This window comes from Rahnella inusitata (assembly GCF_003263515.1).
Lineage (GTDB): Bacteria > Pseudomonadota > Gammaproteobacteria > Enterobacterales > Enterobacteriaceae > Rahnella > Rahnella inusitata.
Genome location: NZ_JYDE01000006.1, coordinates 181,767 through 199,618, shown reverse-complemented (window position 1 = coordinate 199,618; position 17,852 = coordinate 181,767). Strand labels below are relative to the sequence as shown.

The window sequence follows — 17,852 nt, the reverse complement described above, 5'->3', positions numbered from 1 at the left end:
CTGAGCTATGGGTGCATTTTAAATGGCGGTGAGGCGGGGATTCGAACCCCGGATGCAGCTTTTGACCGCATACTCCCTTAGCAGGGGAGCGCCTTCAGCCTCTCGGCCACCTCACCATACGCCTCTTGCGAGTGTGCTGATTAACTTTGTTCAAGCTCATCGGCACTGCGTGGCGCACATATTACTTTCTGGCCCTTATAAGTCAAACCCTTTTTTCCTAACAATCACTCGATTGAACATTTCACGCGCAACCTGAGCAGTTTGAAGGCAATAAAGCGGGAAAAATGCAGAAAATTCACATTATTTTTTGTGCAAAGGGGATCAGAGCGCCGGGCTCAAAAGAAAAGAAAGCAGAAAAAACACAGAGAAATACAGGCAGGGAAATCGGTAATACGTAGAAAAGAGGTTCAGCGCCTCGCCGTCAGCGAGACGCCTCGTAAATCAGTAACTCGTCTGTTGAGATTTTTCAGCCTGGATGCGCTGGTAGATCTCTTCACGGTGGACGGAAACCTCTTTTGGCGCGTTCACACCAATACGTACCTGATTACCTTTAACACCTAAAACGGTAACAGTAACCTCATCGCCAATCATGAGGGTTTCACCAACTCGGCGAGTTAGAATCAGCATTCTTTGCTCCTTGAATAATTAAAAGAGTCGGGTCTCTCAGTTTCCCGGCCATTATCGATCATAAGCGGGTAAAACGTAAGCCATGACCCTTACATTAAATGTAAGCGGCCTGCAACTTCAGCCATGAGTACTTTTAGTTTAGCTGAAATCATCGTTGTCGCGACCCTGTCGCGAAGCCTACCCCACCATTAAGACTGAAAACGCCATATTGCACAATACATTATGGCGCTTTCCAGGTTTGCGATTTATTTCTTCTTACAGCTTGGATTCAACCCAGGCCTCTACGGTAGCCAGAGCCGCCGGTAAGGCCTGAACATCGCTTCCCCCTGCCTGTGCCATGTCAGGACGACCACCGCCTTTGCCGCCCACCTGCTGGGCAACAGAAGCGATCAACTCCCCTGCTTTGACACGGTCGGTCAGATCTTTTGTCACACCGGCAATCAGGCTGACTTTATCGTCCGCGATGGTCGCCAGCACAATGATCACTGACCCTAACTGATTTTTCAGGTCATCAACCATCGTACGCAGAATTTTAGGCTCTACGTTATCCAGCTGACGAACTAACAACTTAACGCCTTTCACTTCTTTAGTCTGACCCGACAAGGACGCACTTTCCTGCGCGGCTTGCTGGCCTTTCACTTGCTGAAGTTCTTTTTCCAGCACGCGTGAGCGTTCAATCAGGGAACGGATTTTATCGGTGATGCTGTTCACATCGCCTTTCACCAGATGCGCGACATCTTGCAGCAAATCGCTTTGCTGATGCAGTGCATTAATGGCGTTTTCACCGGTGATCCCTTCGATACGACGGATACCTGCAGCAGTGCCGGATTCGCTCTGAATACGGAACAGGCCGATATCGCCGGTACGGCTGGCGTGCGTACCCCCACAGAGTTCGGTGGAGAAATCGCCCATGCTCAGCACGCGAACGCTGTCTTCGTATTTTTCACCGAACAGCGCCATTGCACCTTTTTCTTTTGCTTCATCCAGATCCATAATGGTGGTCTGAATAGGCAGGTTACGACGAATTTGCGCGTTCACCAGATCTTCGACCTGACGAATTTCTTCTGGTTTCATCGCTTCGAAATGTGAGAAGTCGAAACGCAGGTAACTGTCGTTAACCAGAGAACCTTTCTGCGCGACGTGCTTGCCCAGTACCTGACGTAATGCCGCGTGCAGCAAGTGAGTCGCAGAGTGGTTGAGACGAATACGGTCCCGGCGTGCTGCATCCACTTGCGCTTCAACGCTGTCACCGACGCTCAGTTTACCCGCGCTGAGCGAGCCCTGATGGCCGATGGCTTTACCGTACTTCTGGGTATCGGATACATTGAAGATGCCAGCCGCAGTTTTCAGGATGCCTTTATCACCTACCTGTCCACCGGATTCGCCATAGAATGGCGTGTCATCCAGGACCACAATAGCGTTATCGCCTGCCTGAATTTCATTGACTGACTGACCGTCGATGAACAACGCGACCACTTTGGAATCGCGCTGCATATGTTCGTAGCCGGAGAACTGAGTGACGCCGTCCACACGAACCATGCTGTTGTAATCTGCACTGAAACCGCTGGACTCACGGGCACGACGACGCTGAACTTCCATCGCCTTTTCGAAACCGACTTCGTCAACTTTCAGATTGCGCTCACGGCACACGTCAGCGGTCAAATCCAGCGGGAAACCGAAGGTGTCATACAGACGGAAAGCAATTTCACCGTCCAGCGTGTCGCCTTTGAGTGAGGACAGCTCGTCGTCCAGCAAGGCCAGACCACGTTCCAGAGTGCGGGCAAACTGCTCTTCTTCGGTTTTCAGCAGTTGCTCAACCATCGCCTGCTGCTGTTTCAGTTCTTCTGCCGCCGGGCCCATTACGTCAATCAACGGAGCAACCAGTTTGTAGAAGAAGGTGTCTTTCGCGCCCAGCATGTTGCCGTGACGGATCGCGCGACGAATGATACGACGCAGCACATAGCCACGGTTTTCATTCGATGGGATCACGCCGTCAGCAATCAGGAATGCGCAAGAACGGATATGGTCGGCAATAACGCGCAGAGATTTGCTGGTCAGATCGGTCGCGCCGGTGACTTCGGCCACAGCGGCGATCAGTTTCTGGAACAGGTCGATGTCGTAGTTTGAGTTCACATGTTGCATAACAGCGGTGATGCGCTCGAGCCCCATTCCGGTATCTACGGACGGTTTTGGCAGTGGCAGCATGGTGCCGTCAGACTGACGGTTGAACTGCATGAACACGATGTTCCAGATTTCAATGTAGCGATCGCCATCTTCTTCTGCAGAACCCGGAGGGCCGCCCCAGATGTGATCGCCATGATCAAAGAAGATTTCGGTGCAAGGGCCGCAAGGACCGGTGTCACCCATCTGCCAGAAGTTATCAGAAGCGAACGCACCGCCTTTATTATCGCCGATGCGGATAATGCGTTCTTTTGGAACGCCGACTTCTTTTTCCCAGATTTCAAACGCTTCGTCATCAGTCTCATAGACAGTGACCCACAACTTTTCTTTCGGCAGATTGAACCAGTTTTCGCCGGTCAGTAATTCCCAGGCGTAGTTGATTGCATCATGCTTGAAGTAATCGCCGAAGCTGAAGTTGCCCAGCATTTCGAAGAAGGTGTGGTGACGTGCGGTGTAACCGACGTTTTCGAGATCGTTATGCTTACCACCCGCGCGTACGCAACGCTGAGACGTAGTGGCACGGCTGTAATCGCGTTTATCCAGACCGAGGAAAACGTCTTTGAATTGGTTCATCCCGGCATTGGTAAACAACAGTGTCGGATCGTTTGTCGGAACAAGCGAACTGCTTGAAACAACGTTGTGTCCCTTGCTCTGGAAGAAATCGAGAAACGCTTGACGGATCTCAGCGGTGCTCTTGCTCATAAATATCCCGGAATCATGCTGGAAGAACGGCTCTTGAGCCGGATAACGCTGCTTAGAGCAGCGATCTGTACAGCTCACGAACGAAAAAGTGCGGATAAGATAAAATTTCTGCGCGGGGAAGTAAAATACCGTATGCGGTCAATCGTCAAAATCGCGATAAATAGACTGTATTTCTTCCTGAAAGAAGCCGCGATAGAGCAAATAACGCAGAACTTTTGATTTTTCTTTCCAGTCAGTAGGCAAATCCTCACCAAATTTTCTGACTGCCAGTTCGCGCGCCAGAATACACCAGTCTACCTCGGTGTTTTCCAGTGCCGTCGTAATGATTTCTTTGTCGACACCTTTTTGCATTAATTCTGAACGGATGCGCTGCGCGCCATAGCCCTTGTTACTGCGCCCTGAAATATAGCGGTCAGCAAATTTGGCGTCATCCAGCCAGTGATGCTGATAGCAATAGTCGATCACCGCCTGCACATGTTCTTCAGGGATCTCTTCCGGCACCGGACGCGGTTCGGGCTTAGCTCTGACAATATTTTCCTCTGCGAATTCATTCTGCGCCGGTCGCTTGCGAGATGACCAGCTACTTTTCTTGTTCGCCGGTTTAACGAAAGGCACCGGTGGTGTGCGCAACTTCTTACGCAGTTCCATCTCACCGTGGTCGCGCTGTGAAAGCAGACGCATCGCACGGTTCATCAGCGAATTGATCTTCGCCGCATCCGCGTCTTTTTCCTGAGGGGCAAACAGCGAGGATGCGGCGCTTTCCTGTTCTACCTGCTCAAGCAACTTTTGCAGATCGATGGTGTTGCCATTGGACGATTTTTCATCGGACATGAGTGACTCCCCTGATGCGAAAAATGCCAGCCTGGAAACCAGGCTGGCATTTTTTCGACAACAATTTGTTTTTGAAAGTGAAGAGCAAAAGCCCTGCTTTCAGATACCGGCGAAATTAAAACTCTTCGCTGGTTTCCATATCGTCGTCTGCAAGTTCTGCTGTGGTTGCAGCGGCCAGTTCACCAGTGCCACTCAACAACATATCACGCAGTTTTTTATCCAGTTCAGCAGCGATTTTCGGGTTTTCTTTCAGATAGTTGCAGGAGTTAGATTTACCCTGACCAATCTTCTCGCCGTTGTAGCTGTACCATGCACCGGCTTTTTCGACCAGTTTGTGCTTAACGCCCAAATCGATCAGCTCGCCGTTAATGTTGATGCCTTCGCCGTATAAGATCTGGAATTCAGCCTGTTTGAAAGGCGCAGCGATTTTGTTCTTCACAACTTTCACGCGCGTTTCACTGCCGATCACCACGTCGCCTTCTTTGATAGCGCCGATGCGGCGGATATCCAGACGCACAGAGGCGTAGAATTTCAGGGCATTACCACCGGTGGTGGTTTCCGGGTTACCGAACATCACACCGATTTTCATACGGATCTGGTTGATGAAGATCAGCAAGGTGTTGGCGTTTTTCAGGTTACCGGCGAGCTTACGCATTGCCTGGCTCATCATACGTGCCGCAAGGCCCATGTGAGAGTCACCGATTTCGCCTTCGATTTCTGCTTTTGGCGTCAGTGCAGCAACGGAGTCGACGATGATAACGTCGACCGCGCCTGAACGGGTCAGCGCGTCACAGATTTCCAGAGCCTGTTCGCCGGTATCCGGCTGAGAACACAACAGGTTGTCGATATCTACGCCCAATTTCTTCGCGTAGATAGGGTCAAGTGCATGTTCCGCATCGATGAACGCACAGGTTTTGCCTTCACGCTGTGCGGCAGCAATAACCTGAAGGGTCAGCGTAGTTTTACCGGAGGATTCCGGGCCATAAATCTCAACGATACGGCCCATCGGCAAACCACCGGCGCCTAACGCGATATCCAGAGACAAAGAGCCGGTAGAGATCGTTTCCACGTCCATAGAGCGATCTTCACCCAGACGCATGATGGAGCCTTTACCGAATTGCTTTTCAATCTGGCCCAGTGCTGCAGCTAACGCTTTTTGCTTGTTCTCATCAATAGCCATTTTTACTCCTCGTCTGATACAGGGGAACATCCCGCCTGCATCACTGAATATAATTTATGTACAGGTAATTGGCAGTAATTATACTGTATGCTCATACAGTATCAAGCCTAATTTTGCAGAAACTCAAACAATGCGGTTTGTATCGCAAAAACAGCAGCTTGCAAACGCACCGCTTCGCGATCGCCGGAAAAGTGTTGTTTCGCGGTCACGATCCGCCCGTCTCTTCCGGCGAAACCAAACCATACGGTGCCGACCGGTTTTTCTGTCGAACCGCCGTCAGGTCCGGCAATGCCGCTGACCGACAAGCCGATGTCCGCTCCGGCAGCGTGCAGAACGCCCTGCGCCATTTCGCGAACAACCTGTTCGCTCACCGCGCCATACTGCTCAAGTGTTGCCTCGGAAACCCCGAGCAGCTCATGCTTGGCGGCATTACTGTACGTCACAAATCCGCGGTCAAACCACGCTGAGCTACCGGCAATATCGGTGATGGCTTTGGCAATTAACCCCCCGGTACAGGATTCCGCACAGGTGATCCACAGCCCTTGCGCTTTTAGCTCTGAACCGATTTCCACACTCAGTTCATGTAAACGTTGTTCGGTCATCTTCCCTCCTGACGGTTCAGCTGAAACTCTCCCGATGTTAGCATTTCTCTTTCAATCTGTGAGTCCCAACGCAGTTATTTGCGCGATGCCTTCAGAATTAGGATAAAAAGCAAAAATAAGGGCCGCACCAGGCGACCCTCAGAAGAAATCACGACCGGTTCATCGTGCAGCTTTCACTGCCTGCCCCAGTTGCCATACCGCCATTGCATAATGCACGCTATGGTTGTAACGAGTGATGGTGTAGAAGTTCGGCAGTCCATACCAGTACTGGTAATTCGTGCCCATATCAAGGCGCAGCAGGCTGGCTTCCTGATAATTTCCCAGTGAACCCAGCGGACTAAGCCCTGCAGCTTTCAGCGTAAAGAGCGGATACTTGGTTTTGAAGCCATTCTCAAGCAACGGCGCCTGACCGGCTGCCGGTACTGCGATCGGAGCACCTTTAGTCCAGCCATGTGCTTTGAAATAATTGGCCACGCTGCCGATAGCATCAATCGGATCCCACAGGTTGGCGTGTCCGTCGCCGTTAAAGTCCACCGCATAATCACGATAAGACGACGGCATGAACTGGCCATACCCCATCGCACCAGCAAAAGAACCGCGCAGACTTAGCGGATCGTCACCTTCACGACGCGACATCAGCAGGAAGGTTTCCAGCTCGCCGGAAAAATATTCCGCCCGACGCGGATACGCAAAGGATAGGGTCGCCAGCGCATCAATAATGCGAGTTTTCCCCATCACGCGCCCCCAGCGGGTTTCGACGCCGATAATGCCGACAATGATTTCTGGCGGCACACCGTAAACCTGCTCGGCGCGTTGCAACGCATCCTGATACTGGTTCCAGAACACCACGCCATTCTGCACGTTGTCCGGCGTAATGAATTTACTGCGATAACGGTTCCATGCGCCGTTCGGCACAGTCGACGGGCCCCCTGACGGCGCCTGTTGATCCATCAATCTGAGCACAAAACCTAAACGTTTTGTCTGCGCCAGCACATCGTGCAACTGCTGGCGGTCGAATCCATGTTCGCGAACCATTTTATCGACAAACTGATTCATCGCCGGGTCATAGGCAAAGTCACCGTTCTGCACTGCACCGGTATGTTCGGCCTGCAACAAAAAACCGCCGCTGGGTGCCGCATTAGTGCTGGCATTTCTTCCATCAGAGAAAGGGTTGCGCGGGCCATCAGGCTGAGCCGGAGGCTTATTACTGCTACAAGCAGAAAGTGTTAAAACCAGGGGAAGAATGACAGCCAGGAGGCGCATCGGATATCCGTAACCATGCAATAAAAGAGGTGAGGGTATGTTAGTGCATTATCAGAGCCGAAAAAACTGAAAATCGTCGTCTTTACAAGGAGGCTGACGATGCAGGTTTACAGCCATTTGTGTGACGTTACGCATCTTCTGCAAGCAACGTGGTTTTTTACCTCTACTCACGTTAGGATCCGTTGTAAAGTCGTTGCATCAGGCGCTATGAGCCAACAGGATGAATAAAATTGAATGAAATCAATCAAAAGAAAAACAATATGAGCGGACTGGAAGCCCACACGCCCATGATGCAGCAGTACCTGCGTCTTAAAGCAGAGAACCCGGAAGTTCTGCTGTTTTACCGTATGGGCGACTTCTACGAACTGTTTTATGACGATGCGAAACGCGCGTCGCAACTGATGGATATCTCGCTGACCAAACGCGGTTCCTCTGCCGGTGAGCCGATCCCGATGGCGGGCGTGCCTTATCACGCTGTAGAAGGTTATCTGGCGAAGCTGGTACAGCTGGGCGAATCCGTCGCAATCGCAGAACAGATTGGTGATCCGGCTCTGAGCAAAGGACCGGTGGATCGCAAGGTGGTGCGCATCGTCACCCCAGGCACGGTGAGTGATGAAGCCCTGCTGAGCGAACGCCAAGACAATCTGCTGGCTGCCATCTGGCAGGACGGACGCGGTTTCGGTTATGCAACGCTGGACATCAGCTCGGGCCGTTTTCGTGTCGCCCAGCCTGACGATCTCGAAACGATGGCCGCAGAGTTGCAGCGCACCAATCCGGCAGAGTTGCTGTACCCGGAAAGCTTTGAGGCGATGCCGCTGATTGCGTCCCGCCGTGGTCTGCGTCGTCGCCCAATGTGGGAATTTGAGCTTGAAACGGCGAAGCAGCAACTGAATCTGCAATTCGGCACCCGCGATTTAAGTGGTTTTGGCGTTGAACAGGCCGCGCAGGCGCTGCGTGCGGCCGGATGTCTGCTGCAATACGTGAAAGACACCCAGCGCACCGCCCTGCCCCATATCCGTGGTGTCACCATGGAACGCCAGCAAGACGGCATCATTATGGATGCGGCCACGCGCCGTAATCTGGAGCTCACGCAAAATCTGGCCGGTGGCGTTGAAAACACGCTGGCGTCTGTGCTGGATCAGGCGGTTACGCCGATGGGCAGCCGCATGCTCAAGCGCTGGATCCACATGCCCAGCCGCGACATCAAAATGCTGGCAAACCGCCAGCGCACGATTGGCGCATTGCAGGATATAACCGCAGATTTACAGCCAGTGCTGCGTCAGGTGGGCGACCTGGAACGTATTCTGGCACGTCTGGCACTTCGCAGCGCACGTCCACGCGATCTGGCCCGTATGCGCCATGCGCTCCAACAGTTGCCGGAAATCCGTGAGATTTTAAACGATACCGGCGCGGAGTATGTTCAGACACTGGTTGAACAGACTGGCGACTTCACTGATCTGGTGGAACTGCTGGAACGCGCTGTGATCGAGAGCCCGCCAGTGCTGGTTCGCGACGGCGGCGTGATTGCGCCGGGCTATAATGCTGAGCTCGACGAATGGCGCGCACTGGCCGATGGTGCGACAGATTATCTGGATCGTTTAGAAATCCGTGAACGTGAAAAGCTGGGGCTGGATACGCTCAAGGTCGGATTCAACGGCGTTCATGGTTATTACATTCAGGTCAGCCGCGGTCAGAGCCATCTGGTACCAATTCATTACGTTCGCCGCCAGACGTTGAAAAACGCCGAGCGCTATATCATTCCCGAACTGAAAGAGTATGAAGACAAAGTCCTCACCTCTAAGGGGAAAGCGCTGTCGCTGGAGAAAGCATTGTATGAAGAACTCTTCGACCTGCTGATGCCACATCTTTCCGCTTTGCAACTAAGCGCCAGTGCGCTGGCTGAGTTCGACGTACTGAGCAATCTGGCTGAACGTGCTTATACGCTTAATTATGCCTGTCCGACCATGAGCGAAAAGCCGGGAATACACATTACCGGCGGACGTCATCCGGTCGTCGAACAGGTACTTAGTGAACCTTTTATTTCCAACCCGCTGAACATGTCTCCGGCACGACGCATGCTGATCATTACCGGCCCGAATATGGGCGGTAAGAGTACTTATATGCGGCAGGCGGCGCTGATTGTTCTCATGGCGCACATTGGCAGCTATGTGCCTGCGGACGCGGCAACCATTGGTCCGGTCGATCGCATCTTTACGCGCGTCGGTGCGGCTGACGATCTGGCTTCCGGCCGCTCGACCTTCATGGTTGAAATGACCGAAACCGCTAACATTCTGCATAACGCCACCGAAAACAGTCTGGTGCTGATGGATGAAATCGGCCGTGGCACCTCAACCTATGACGGCTTGTCGCTGGCATGGGCCTGCGCCGAAAATCTGGCCAGCCGTATCAAAGCGATGACCCTGTTCGCCACCCATTACTTCGAACTGACCACACTGCCGGAAAAAATGGAAGGCACGGTCAATGTTCATTTGGATGCGATCGAGCACGGTGACACCATTGCCTTCATGCACAGTGTGCAGGACGGCGCCGCCAGCAAGAGCTACGGTCTGGCCGTGGCCGCACTGGCCGGTGTACCCCGTGATGTGATTAAGCGAGCGCGCCAGAAACTGAAGGAGCTGGAAACGTTGTCAAACAACGCCGCAGCCAGCAAGGTTGATGGCCCGCAACTGGCGCTGCTGACAGAAGATGTCTCACCGGCGGTCGAAGCGCTGGAAGCACTGGATGTGGATTCGCTATCGCCGCGACAGGCGCTGGAATGGATTTATCGTTTGAAAGAGTTGGTGTAACAGCCGCATAACGCGAATGCTGTTTATTAAACTCACAGACAGTGACATGACAGAAATAAAAAACGGTGGGGATTAGCCCACCGTTCTTTTTGATGCCAAATTTGATGCTGTATTTATTGCCTAAAAGCGAATGACTCGCAGAGCACATTACTCACGGAACAAAGCTTCGATGCTCAGTCCCTGTCCCTGCAAAATCTCACGCAGGCGACGCAAACCTTCTACCTGAATCTGACGAACACGTTCACGTGTCAGGCCAATCTCACGACCCACGTCTTCCAGCGTCGCAGCTTCGTAGCCCAACAGGCCGAAACGGCGCGCCAGTACTTCACGCTGTTTTGCATTCAACTCGAATAACCACTTCACGATACTCTGTTTCATATCGTCGTCTTGCGTGGTGTCTTCAGGGCCGTTGTCTTTTTCATCCGCGAGAATGTCTAACAGCGCTTTCTCTGAGTCACCGCCCAACGGGGTATCTACAGAGGTAATACGCTCATTCAGGCGCAACATACGGCTGACATCATGAACCGGCTTGTCGAGTTGCTCAGCAATCTCTTCTGCGCTCGGCTCATGGTCCAGTTTATGCGCAAGTTCACGTGCAGTACGCAGGTAAACGTTAAGCTCTTTCACGATGTGAATCGGCAGACGAATGGTACGGGTTTGATTCATGATCGCCCGTTCGATGGTCTGACGTATCCACCATGTCGCATAGGTAGAAAAACGGAATCCACGCTCAGGGTCAAATTTTTCAACTGCACGGATCAGACCCAGGTTACCTTCCTCGATCAAATCCAGCAGTGCCAGTCCGCGATTACTGTAGCGGCGGGCAATTTTAACCACCAAACGCAGGTTACTTTCAATCATACGGCGACGCGAAGGAACATCTCCACGCAGCGCACGTCTTGCAAAATAAACTTCCTCTTCTGCCGTAAGCAGAGGGGAATAACCGATCTCACCGAGGTACAGTTGAGTTGCGTCCAGCACTCGTTGGCTTACAGTCTGCGACAACAACTCTTCTTCAGCGTCGTTGTCGGCAGTCTCTTCGACTGTGGCTTTCTCGTCAAAGGCTTCAGCGCTGTTCTCATCGAATCTACATCATCATGTAACTCGTTAACTTTCAGCGTATTCTGACTCATAAGCTGCTCCTACCCGTGGTCCCGAGGGCAGAATTCAAGACTCTGCCCGTGTTATCGCTGCGGAAGATAACGCAGCGGATTTACGGATTTCCCCTTGTAACGAATTTCAAAATGCAATCTTACTGAACTGGTTCCGGTGCTACCCATAGTCGCTATTTTTTGTCCCGCCTGCACTTCTTGTTGTTCCCGGACCAGCATTGTATCGTTATGTGCATAGGCGCTCAGGTAATCATCATTGTGTTTAATGATGATTAGATTACCGTAACCGCGAAGAGCATTGCCTGCGTACACTACACGCCCTGAGGCGGTGGCGACGACAGACTGTCCGCGCGAACCAGCGATATCGATCCCCTTATTTCCCCCTTCAGAAGCTGAGAAATTATCGATAATTTTCCCGTCAGTCGGCCATTTCCATGTGGAAACCGGACCGCCATTATTTGTCGGAGTGCTAACGGGAGTACTGGCTACGGCAACAGGTGTGGTCGTGGTCACTGCACCTGATGAAGGCAACATCTTACCTACATTCTGTTTACCAGAAGAATCAGAATACGTGGTAGTTGGTTGAGATGCAACCACAGAACCTGTGAGCATTCCACCCGTCGGAACTTTCGGAACACCACCATTTGTCGCGTCCGTAACGGCTAAAGATCCGCCCGTGCTGGCCGCCGAAGAGACGTTGTTAATCTGGATATTTTGACCGACTTCCAGATTGTACGGCGCGGCAATATTGTTACGCGCCGCAAGGTCTCGGAAGTCGTTTCCGGTGATCCAGGCGATGTAAAACAGGGTGTCGCCACGCTTAACCTGATAGGTGCTGCCGCTATAGCTACCTTTAGGGATAGAATTGTAGCTACGGTTGTACACAATGTGTCCACCGGAGCCGATCGCAGGTGCATTTAGCTGCGAGGAATTCGGAGTATTCTGACGGGTCTGACTACCGCCACCGCCGCCATTTACGCTGCTGATGGGTGCCGATGTGGTTGAATTGTTCGTACATCCCGCCATCCAGGCACTGATAAACGTACAGACCGCAATGCGGCTTAGTGTTTTTATTGGGCTTCCCGTGCTCATATTTCCCCCGTTACGGCAATCTCAGAATAACGCTTTAACCACGCACACCGCGCCAGCTGGCGCTTTTCGTATCATGTCATACCGTGCGGGCAGGCAACATGCCCACTCAGGCCAATCCCCGAATGCGCTGTGCCATAAAAAACTGTAGTGGATGCTATCAACATAGCCAGTACAGCACCATATAACAGTTGTATTTAAATTTTAAGGGGTTAGTCCTGCAGAGTACCGGGATCAGGCCAGCTCGCCTTTCACCAGAGGGACAAAGCGGACTGCTTCAATTGTTTCGGCAGCGAACTCGTCTCCACGTCGGGTTATGCGTTGCAGAGTTTGATTCTCTTCGCCGACGGGCAGGATCATGACGCCGCCGTCATCGAGTTGTTGCAGCAAATCTTGGGGAATTTCAGGGGGTGCAGCAGTGACAATGATGGCATCAAACGGCCCTCGCGAAGGCCATCCCAGCCAGCCGTCGCCATGGCGCGTAGAAACATTGTGCAAATCGAGTTGCTTGAGGCGTCTCTTCGCCTGCCACTGTAACCCTTTTATCCGTTCAACCGAAAATACGTGCTCCACCAGATGCGCCAGAATCGCCGTTTGATAACCGGAACCGGTGCCGATCTCAAGCACGCGTGATGAAGGCTTAAGGCGCAGCAGTTCGGTCATTCGCGCCACTGTATAAGGCTGGGAGATGGTCTGCCCTGAGCCAATCGGCAGCGCAGTATTTTCGTAGGCTTTGTGTTGAAACGCTTCGTCGACAAAACGCTCGCGCGGCACGGCCTCAATGGCATGCAGCAATTTTTCATCGTGGATACCCTGCTGGCGCAGCTGTTCCAGCAGGTTATACATCGGCTTATTCACCATTCGCGCTCACCCCGGCCTTTTCTAACCATGAGACCACGACATCCTGAGCCGCATAGGCGGTTAAATCCACCTGAAGAGGCGTCACTGACACATAACCTTGCGCAACGGCGGCAAAGTCCGTATCTGGCGCGACATCAAACTTATCGCCCGGCGGGCCGATCCAGTACAAATCCTGCCCCCGGGGATCCTGCTGACAAAATACCTGTTCAGCCGGATGACGGCTACCACAACGCGTGACGCGAATGCCTTTAATTTCAGACAAAGGCAGATCCGGGACATTAACATTCAGAATTTTGCCAGTACGCAAAGGCTCGCGCGCCAGCGCCCTGAGAAGGCGGCAGGTGATGATGGCAGCGGTGTCGTAATGTTGATGCCCGTCGAGTGAAACCGCCAGCGCAGGAAAACCGAGATGACGGCCTTCCATAGCAGCGGCGACCGTACCCGAGTAAATCACATCATCGCCCAGATTCGGACCGGCGTTGATGCCGGAAACCACGATGTCCGGACGCGGACGCATCAGGGTATTAACGCCAAGATAGACACAATCGGTGGGCGTGCCGTTAATGACAGCGGTATCGCCATTGGGATAGGACTGAATACGTAACGGGCCGTCCAGCGTCAGCGCATTGGAAGCGCCGCTGCGGTTGCGGTCGGGGGCGACCAGCGTCACCTCGGCAAATTCACGCAGCGCGGACGCCAGCGCCTGAATGCCGGGAGCCAGTACGCCGTCGTCGTTACTCAGTAATATCCGCATTGATTTCATCCAGATGCATCAGCTCGCGCACAACGCTCGTCGCGTAGCTGCCTGCCGGTAGCCAGAATTTGAGTTCCAGAGTCACATCATCCCAACGTTGCCAATGCATCTGTAACGGTTGCAACATGATGGCGCGACGCGCAGGTTCGACTCTTTCGCGTTTCAGTAATGACAGTAGATCAGCCTGAGAGCTCAGGCAAGCCAGCTCGAATGCTTCCGCGTCTTCCAGCGTCCCTAACGGGCCATCACCGGGCAGGGGTGCCGTCACCAGCAACTCGCCGCTTTCTACACGCGGCAGCAGAGAGTCAAACTCTTCCGCTTTCGCGACAAACCAGCTGCCGCGTCCACTGAGCTGCAAGGCGTCACCAAGCATCACCTGACGCACCGTATTCTCCGCCAGACGCTGGCTGGCGACGATGTTGAACATCGCGCTGCGGCTGGCCGACAAATAGAAGCTGCGCTTTGCGCGCTCTTTCGGACGGGCTTCGTTGGTTGCCCAGCGTTTCGCCTGCACCAGATTATTGCCGCCACGGCCAAAGCGCTGTGTCCCGAAATAGTTCGGTACGCCCTGTTCTGCTATCTTCGCCAGACGGGTTTCCACATTCTCAATATCACTTATCTGACGCAGCACCAGCGTAAACGCATTGCCTTTCAGTGTGCCGATGCGCATTTTTTTGCGATGGCGTGAAGCGCGGATCACTTCGCAGCCTTCGAGATCAAACTGGCTAAGGTCTGGGTCGACTTTGCCCGGCAAATGCAGGCAAAACCATTGTTCAGTGACCGCATGCCTGTCTTTCAGACCGGCGTAGCTGACATCGCGCGGATGCACTTTGGCGAAACGCGCCAGCTGCTCGGCGACAAACTGCGTGTTGCAGCCGTTTTTGCGGATCCGCACTAACAGATGTTCACCCTCGCCATCCGGCTCAAAGCCCAAGTCTTCTTCGACGATAAAGTCTTCCGGATTGGCTTTCAGCTGGCCGGTTGCCACGGGCTCGCCCAGCAACCAGGTGAGACGGGACATATCTATCATGCGGTAATCTTCCACAACATCATTCCTTAATCAGCAGGGCTACGGCTTCGCATGCGATACCTTCGCCACGGCCGGTGAAACCCAGCTGTTCAGTGGTGGTGGCTTTAACGTTAACGTCGTCCATATGACACTGCAAATCTTCGGCCAGAAACACGCGCATCTGCGGAATGTGCGGCGCCATTTTAGGCGCCTGCGCGATGATAGTGATATCCAGATTGCCCAGCTTGTAGCCTTTCGCACGGATGCGGCGGTACGCTTCGCGCAGCAGCTCACGGCTGTCAGCACCTTTGTAAGCCGGGTCGGTATCAGGGAACAATTTACCAATATCCCCCAGCGCCGCAGCGCCAAGCAGGGCATCCGTTGCCGCATGCAGCGCGACATCACCGTCGGAGTGCGCCAGCAAACCTTGCGGATAAGGAATACGCACGCCGCCGATCACCAGCGGGCCTTCGCCGCCAAACTTATGTACATCAAAACCGTGACCGATACGCATTATGCGTTCTCCTCGTGGGATATGCGGGTTAAATAGAATTCAGCCAGTGCCAGATCTTCCGGCCTGGTGACTTTAATATTATCGGCCCGCGCAGGGACCAACACCGGATGATAGCCACAATATTCCATTGCAGAAGCTTCATCAGTGACCACAGCGCCTTCATTGAGCGCACGGCGCAGGCAGATTTTCAGTAATTCGAGAGGGAAAAATTGGGGGGTCAGCGCATGCCAGAGATCCTGGCGATCGACCGTGTGCGCGATAGCCTGCAAACCGGTTTCTCCGCGCTTCATGGTGTCGCGAACCGGCGCGGCGAGGATCCCGCCGGTCTTACTGCTCGTTGAAATCGCCAGCAAATTATTCAGATCATCGGGGTGCAGACAAGGGCGCGCGGCATCATGTACCAGCACCCAGCCACGTTCTCCGGCAGCCTCAAGACCCGCCATCACGGACTCAGCGCGCTCGCCGCCACCGATCACCACTGCAATGCGGGGATCCTGAGCAATTGGCAGCGACGCGAACTGCGTGTCATGCGGGCTCAGCGCCACGATAACTTTAGTGACCTGATGATTGTGCAACAAAGCGCGGATCGAATGTTCTATCAGCGTTTTACCGCCGATAGAAAGATATTGCTTAGGACACTCTGCCTGCATACGGCTGCCAATTCCGGCAGCGGGTAAAACGGCAATGACCTTTGGAAGGGAAACTGCGGTGTGGCTCATGGCTATGGGTTCGAATTATTTTGCGAAAGATTGCTGCCCGGAGCGCGTTTATTGTCTGGCACCAGACGATAGAAAGTCTCACCGGGTTTAATCATACCCAGTTCGTTGCGTGCGCGTTCTTCGATCGCTTCCTGACCGCCGTTTAAATCGTCGATTTCAGCGAATAATTGGTCGTTACGTGATTTCAGTTTGCCGTTGTTGACCTGCTGCACTTCAACGTCATCGTTCACACGCACGTAATCATGAATACCATTCTTGCCCAGCCACAGCGAATACTGTAACCAGCCAAGTAAAATCAGTAACAGCAGTGTTAGTTTGCCCATCCCCGCCCCCTAAAAAAGCCGGGCAATCATCCCACAACTTTCCTTCTGACTCCACTGTGGCAGGATAATTGCCGTTGAGATTCAGACTTACGCACGCAATTGTGGGTGAGAATGACACAATGGGTTACATCGTGGAAAAGAATTGCCGGAAAAATCGCCAGTCAAAAGAGATAAAAAAGGATCCTCACAGGATCCGATACAGACGTTTGTTTCCCTCACCAGCCGGAGAGAAATGAGAACACGGTCCAGAACATGCCGATAACGCAAACGCCGGTAGCGACGGGAGTTTTGAACCAGCCCCCGCGAAAAAGCATGCTGAAAGCGATACCGATCAGTACCGACACCGGCATCAGCGCCAGGAAGAAGGGCCAGGTATAGAGGAGGAAAAACAGAGTATTCGAGCCGTACACCCAAAAAGGGATTGCCAGCGCCAGCCAGTAACAGGCGAAACCAATAGATCCACCCTGAAAGGAGTAGGACGGATCGTCGTTTTCTGCACTGTCTGTGGTCTGTGCTAACCGTCGCGCCGGGGCATGATCCGCACTGAGGCGATCAAGGCGGATCCGGCTGACCAGTCTGCTGAGTAAAGCCTGCATAGATGATCCCTGTGTTCAGTGTAAACCGGCACGCTCTGTGGCGTTTGGCCGGCAACATTCAGGGATTGATAATACCGCGCCGGCGCATCACATCTAATAATTGGGGAACCAAATGTGTTACCAATTGTTCCCCCTCAAGATGCACGTCCGGCGCTTCTGGCGGCTGATATTCAGAGTCGATTCCGGTGAAATTTTTCAGTTCACCGGCGCGCGCTTTTTTGTAAAGACCCTTCGGATCGCGCGCTTCACAGACCGACAGCGGCGTATCCACAAACACTTCGATGAACTGCCCTTCTTGCAGCAACTCACGCACCATGTCGCGCTCGGCGCGATGCGGTGAGATAAACGCGGTCAGCACCACCTGCCCGGCATCCACCATCAGTTTGGCGACTTCGCCGACGCGGCGGATGTTTTCACGGCGATCGTCATCGGTAAAGCCCAGATCGCTGCAAAGCCCGTGACGGACGTTATCACCATCGAGCAAATACGTGCTGACGCCCAGCGCGTGCAATGCCTGCTCCAGCGCACCGGCGACGGTGGATTTCCCCGAACCCGAAAGCCCGGTGAACCATAGCACCGCACCAAGGTGACCATGTTGTTTCTCGCGATCCGCACGCGTGACGGCGTGCGGATGCCAGACGACATTCTCATCTTTTACTGACTGCGAGTCCTGAGACGCCAT

The 17,852-nt window shown here is 53.3% G+C and carries 16 protein-coding genes, 1 tRNA gene and 1 pseudogene; 1 reads left to right on the top strand and 17 read right to left on the bottom strand.

Features of this window, described 5'->3' with window-relative positions; translation table 11 throughout:
• Positions 1-23: 23 nt before the first annotated feature.
• From TU92_RS04270 to mltB, 7 genes are all read right to left on the bottom strand, one after another.
• Positions 24-116: transfer RNA gene (locus TU92_RS04270), tRNA-Ser, on the bottom strand.
• A gap of 325 nt (positions 117-441) precedes the next feature.
• Positions 442-627, bottom strand: coding sequence for a carbon storage regulator CsrA (gene csrA, locus TU92_RS04265; protein ID WP_013574027.1), 186 nt, complete (start codon positions 625-627; stop codon positions 442-444).
• A 255-nt stretch (positions 628-882) separates the two neighbouring features.
• A complete protein-coding gene (gene alaS / locus TU92_RS04260) occupies positions 883-3,510 on the bottom strand; it encodes an alanine--tRNA ligase (protein ID WP_112164711.1) in 2,628 nt (875 codons plus the stop codon).
• A 138-nt stretch (positions 3,511-3,648) separates the two neighbouring features.
• Positions 3,649-4,215, bottom strand: coding sequence for a recombination regulator RecX (gene recX, locus TU92_RS04255; RefSeq protein ID WP_208640474.1), 567 nt, complete (start codon positions 4,213-4,215; stop codon positions 3,649-3,651).
• 241 nt (positions 4,216-4,456) lie between these two features.
• Positions 4,457-5,521 (bottom strand): recombinase RecA, encoded by a 1,065-nt coding sequence (recA, locus tag TU92_RS04250; RefSeq protein WP_112164709.1) that lies wholly within the window; start codon positions 5,519-5,521, stop codon positions 4,457-4,459.
• 107 nt (positions 5,522-5,628) lie between these two features.
• Positions 5,629-6,123 carry a nicotinamide-nucleotide amidase gene (pncC, locus tag TU92_RS04245; protein WP_112164708.1) on the bottom strand — a complete coding sequence of 165 codons (495 nt, stop codon included), beginning with the start codon at positions 6,121-6,123 and terminating at the stop codon, positions 5,629-5,631.
• 159 nt (positions 6,124-6,282) lie between these two features.
• Positions 6,283-7,386 (bottom strand): lytic murein transglycosylase B, encoded by a 1,104-nt coding sequence (mltB, locus tag TU92_RS04240; protein ID WP_112164707.1) that lies wholly within the window; start codon positions 7,384-7,386, stop codon positions 6,283-6,285.
• Between the two features lie 260 nt (positions 7,387-7,646).
• Here mltB and mutS point away from each other — a divergent pair, with 260 nt between their 5' ends.
• Complete coding sequence (gene mutS / locus TU92_RS04235; protein WP_112164718.1) at positions 7,647-10,193, top strand: DNA mismatch repair protein MutS; 2,547 nt, start codon at positions 7,647-7,649, stop codon at positions 10,191-10,193.
• 147 nt (positions 10,194-10,340) lie between these two features.
• Here mutS and rpoS read toward each other — a convergent pair.
• From rpoS to cysC, 10 genes and pseudogenes are all read right to left on the bottom strand, one after another.
• A pseudogene (gene rpoS, locus TU92_RS04230) lies at positions 10,341-11,326 on the bottom strand (RNA polymerase sigma factor RpoS).
• 51 nt (positions 11,327-11,377) lie between these two features.
• Complete coding sequence (gene nlpD, locus TU92_RS04225; protein ID WP_112164706.1) at positions 11,378-12,397, bottom strand: murein hydrolase activator NlpD; 1,020 nt, start codon at positions 12,395-12,397, stop codon at positions 11,378-11,380.
• 231 nt (positions 12,398-12,628) lie between these two features.
• Entirely contained in the window at positions 12,629-13,255 is a 627-nt protein-coding gene (locus TU92_RS04220; RefSeq protein ID WP_112164705.1) for a protein-L-isoaspartate(D-aspartate) O-methyltransferase, read from the bottom strand.
• Complete coding sequence (gene surE / locus TU92_RS04215) at positions 13,245-14,009, bottom strand: 5'/3'-nucleotidase SurE (RefSeq protein WP_112164704.1); 765 nt, start codon at positions 14,007-14,009, stop codon at positions 13,245-13,247. The genes TU92_RS04220 and surE overlap by 11 nt, the downstream gene beginning before the upstream one ends.
• Complete coding sequence (gene truD, locus TU92_RS04210) at positions 13,990-15,036, bottom strand: tRNA pseudouridine(13) synthase TruD (RefSeq protein ID WP_167457509.1); 1,047 nt, start codon at positions 15,034-15,036, stop codon at positions 13,990-13,992. The genes surE and truD overlap by 20 nt, the downstream gene beginning before the upstream one ends.
• Before the next feature lie 22 nt (positions 15,037-15,058).
• Positions 15,059-15,532 carry a 2-C-methyl-D-erythritol 2,4-cyclodiphosphate synthase gene (gene ispF / locus TU92_RS04205; RefSeq protein WP_101078465.1) on the bottom strand — a complete coding sequence of 158 codons (474 nt, stop codon included), beginning with the start codon at positions 15,530-15,532 and terminating at the stop codon, positions 15,059-15,061.
• Complete coding sequence (gene ispD, locus TU92_RS04200) at positions 15,532-16,251, bottom strand: 2-C-methyl-D-erythritol 4-phosphate cytidylyltransferase (RefSeq protein ID WP_112164703.1); 720 nt, start codon at positions 16,249-16,251, stop codon at positions 15,532-15,534. The genes ispF and ispD overlap by 1 nt, the downstream gene beginning before the upstream one ends.
• A gap of 2 nt (positions 16,252-16,253) precedes the next feature.
• A complete protein-coding gene (gene ftsB / locus TU92_RS04195; protein ID WP_112164702.1) occupies positions 16,254-16,574 on the bottom strand; it encodes a cell division protein FtsB in 321 nt (106 codons plus the stop codon).
• A 215-nt stretch (positions 16,575-16,789) separates the two neighbouring features.
• On the bottom strand, positions 16,790-17,170 hold the full coding sequence (locus TU92_RS04190; RefSeq protein ID WP_112164701.1) for a DUF3561 family protein: 381 nt from the start codon (positions 17,168-17,170) through the stop codon (positions 16,790-16,792).
• Between the two features lie 58 nt (positions 17,171-17,228).
• Positions 17,229-17,852 (bottom strand): adenylyl-sulfate kinase, encoded by a 624-nt coding sequence (cysC, locus tag TU92_RS04185; RefSeq protein ID WP_112164700.1) that lies wholly within the window; start codon positions 17,850-17,852, stop codon positions 17,229-17,231.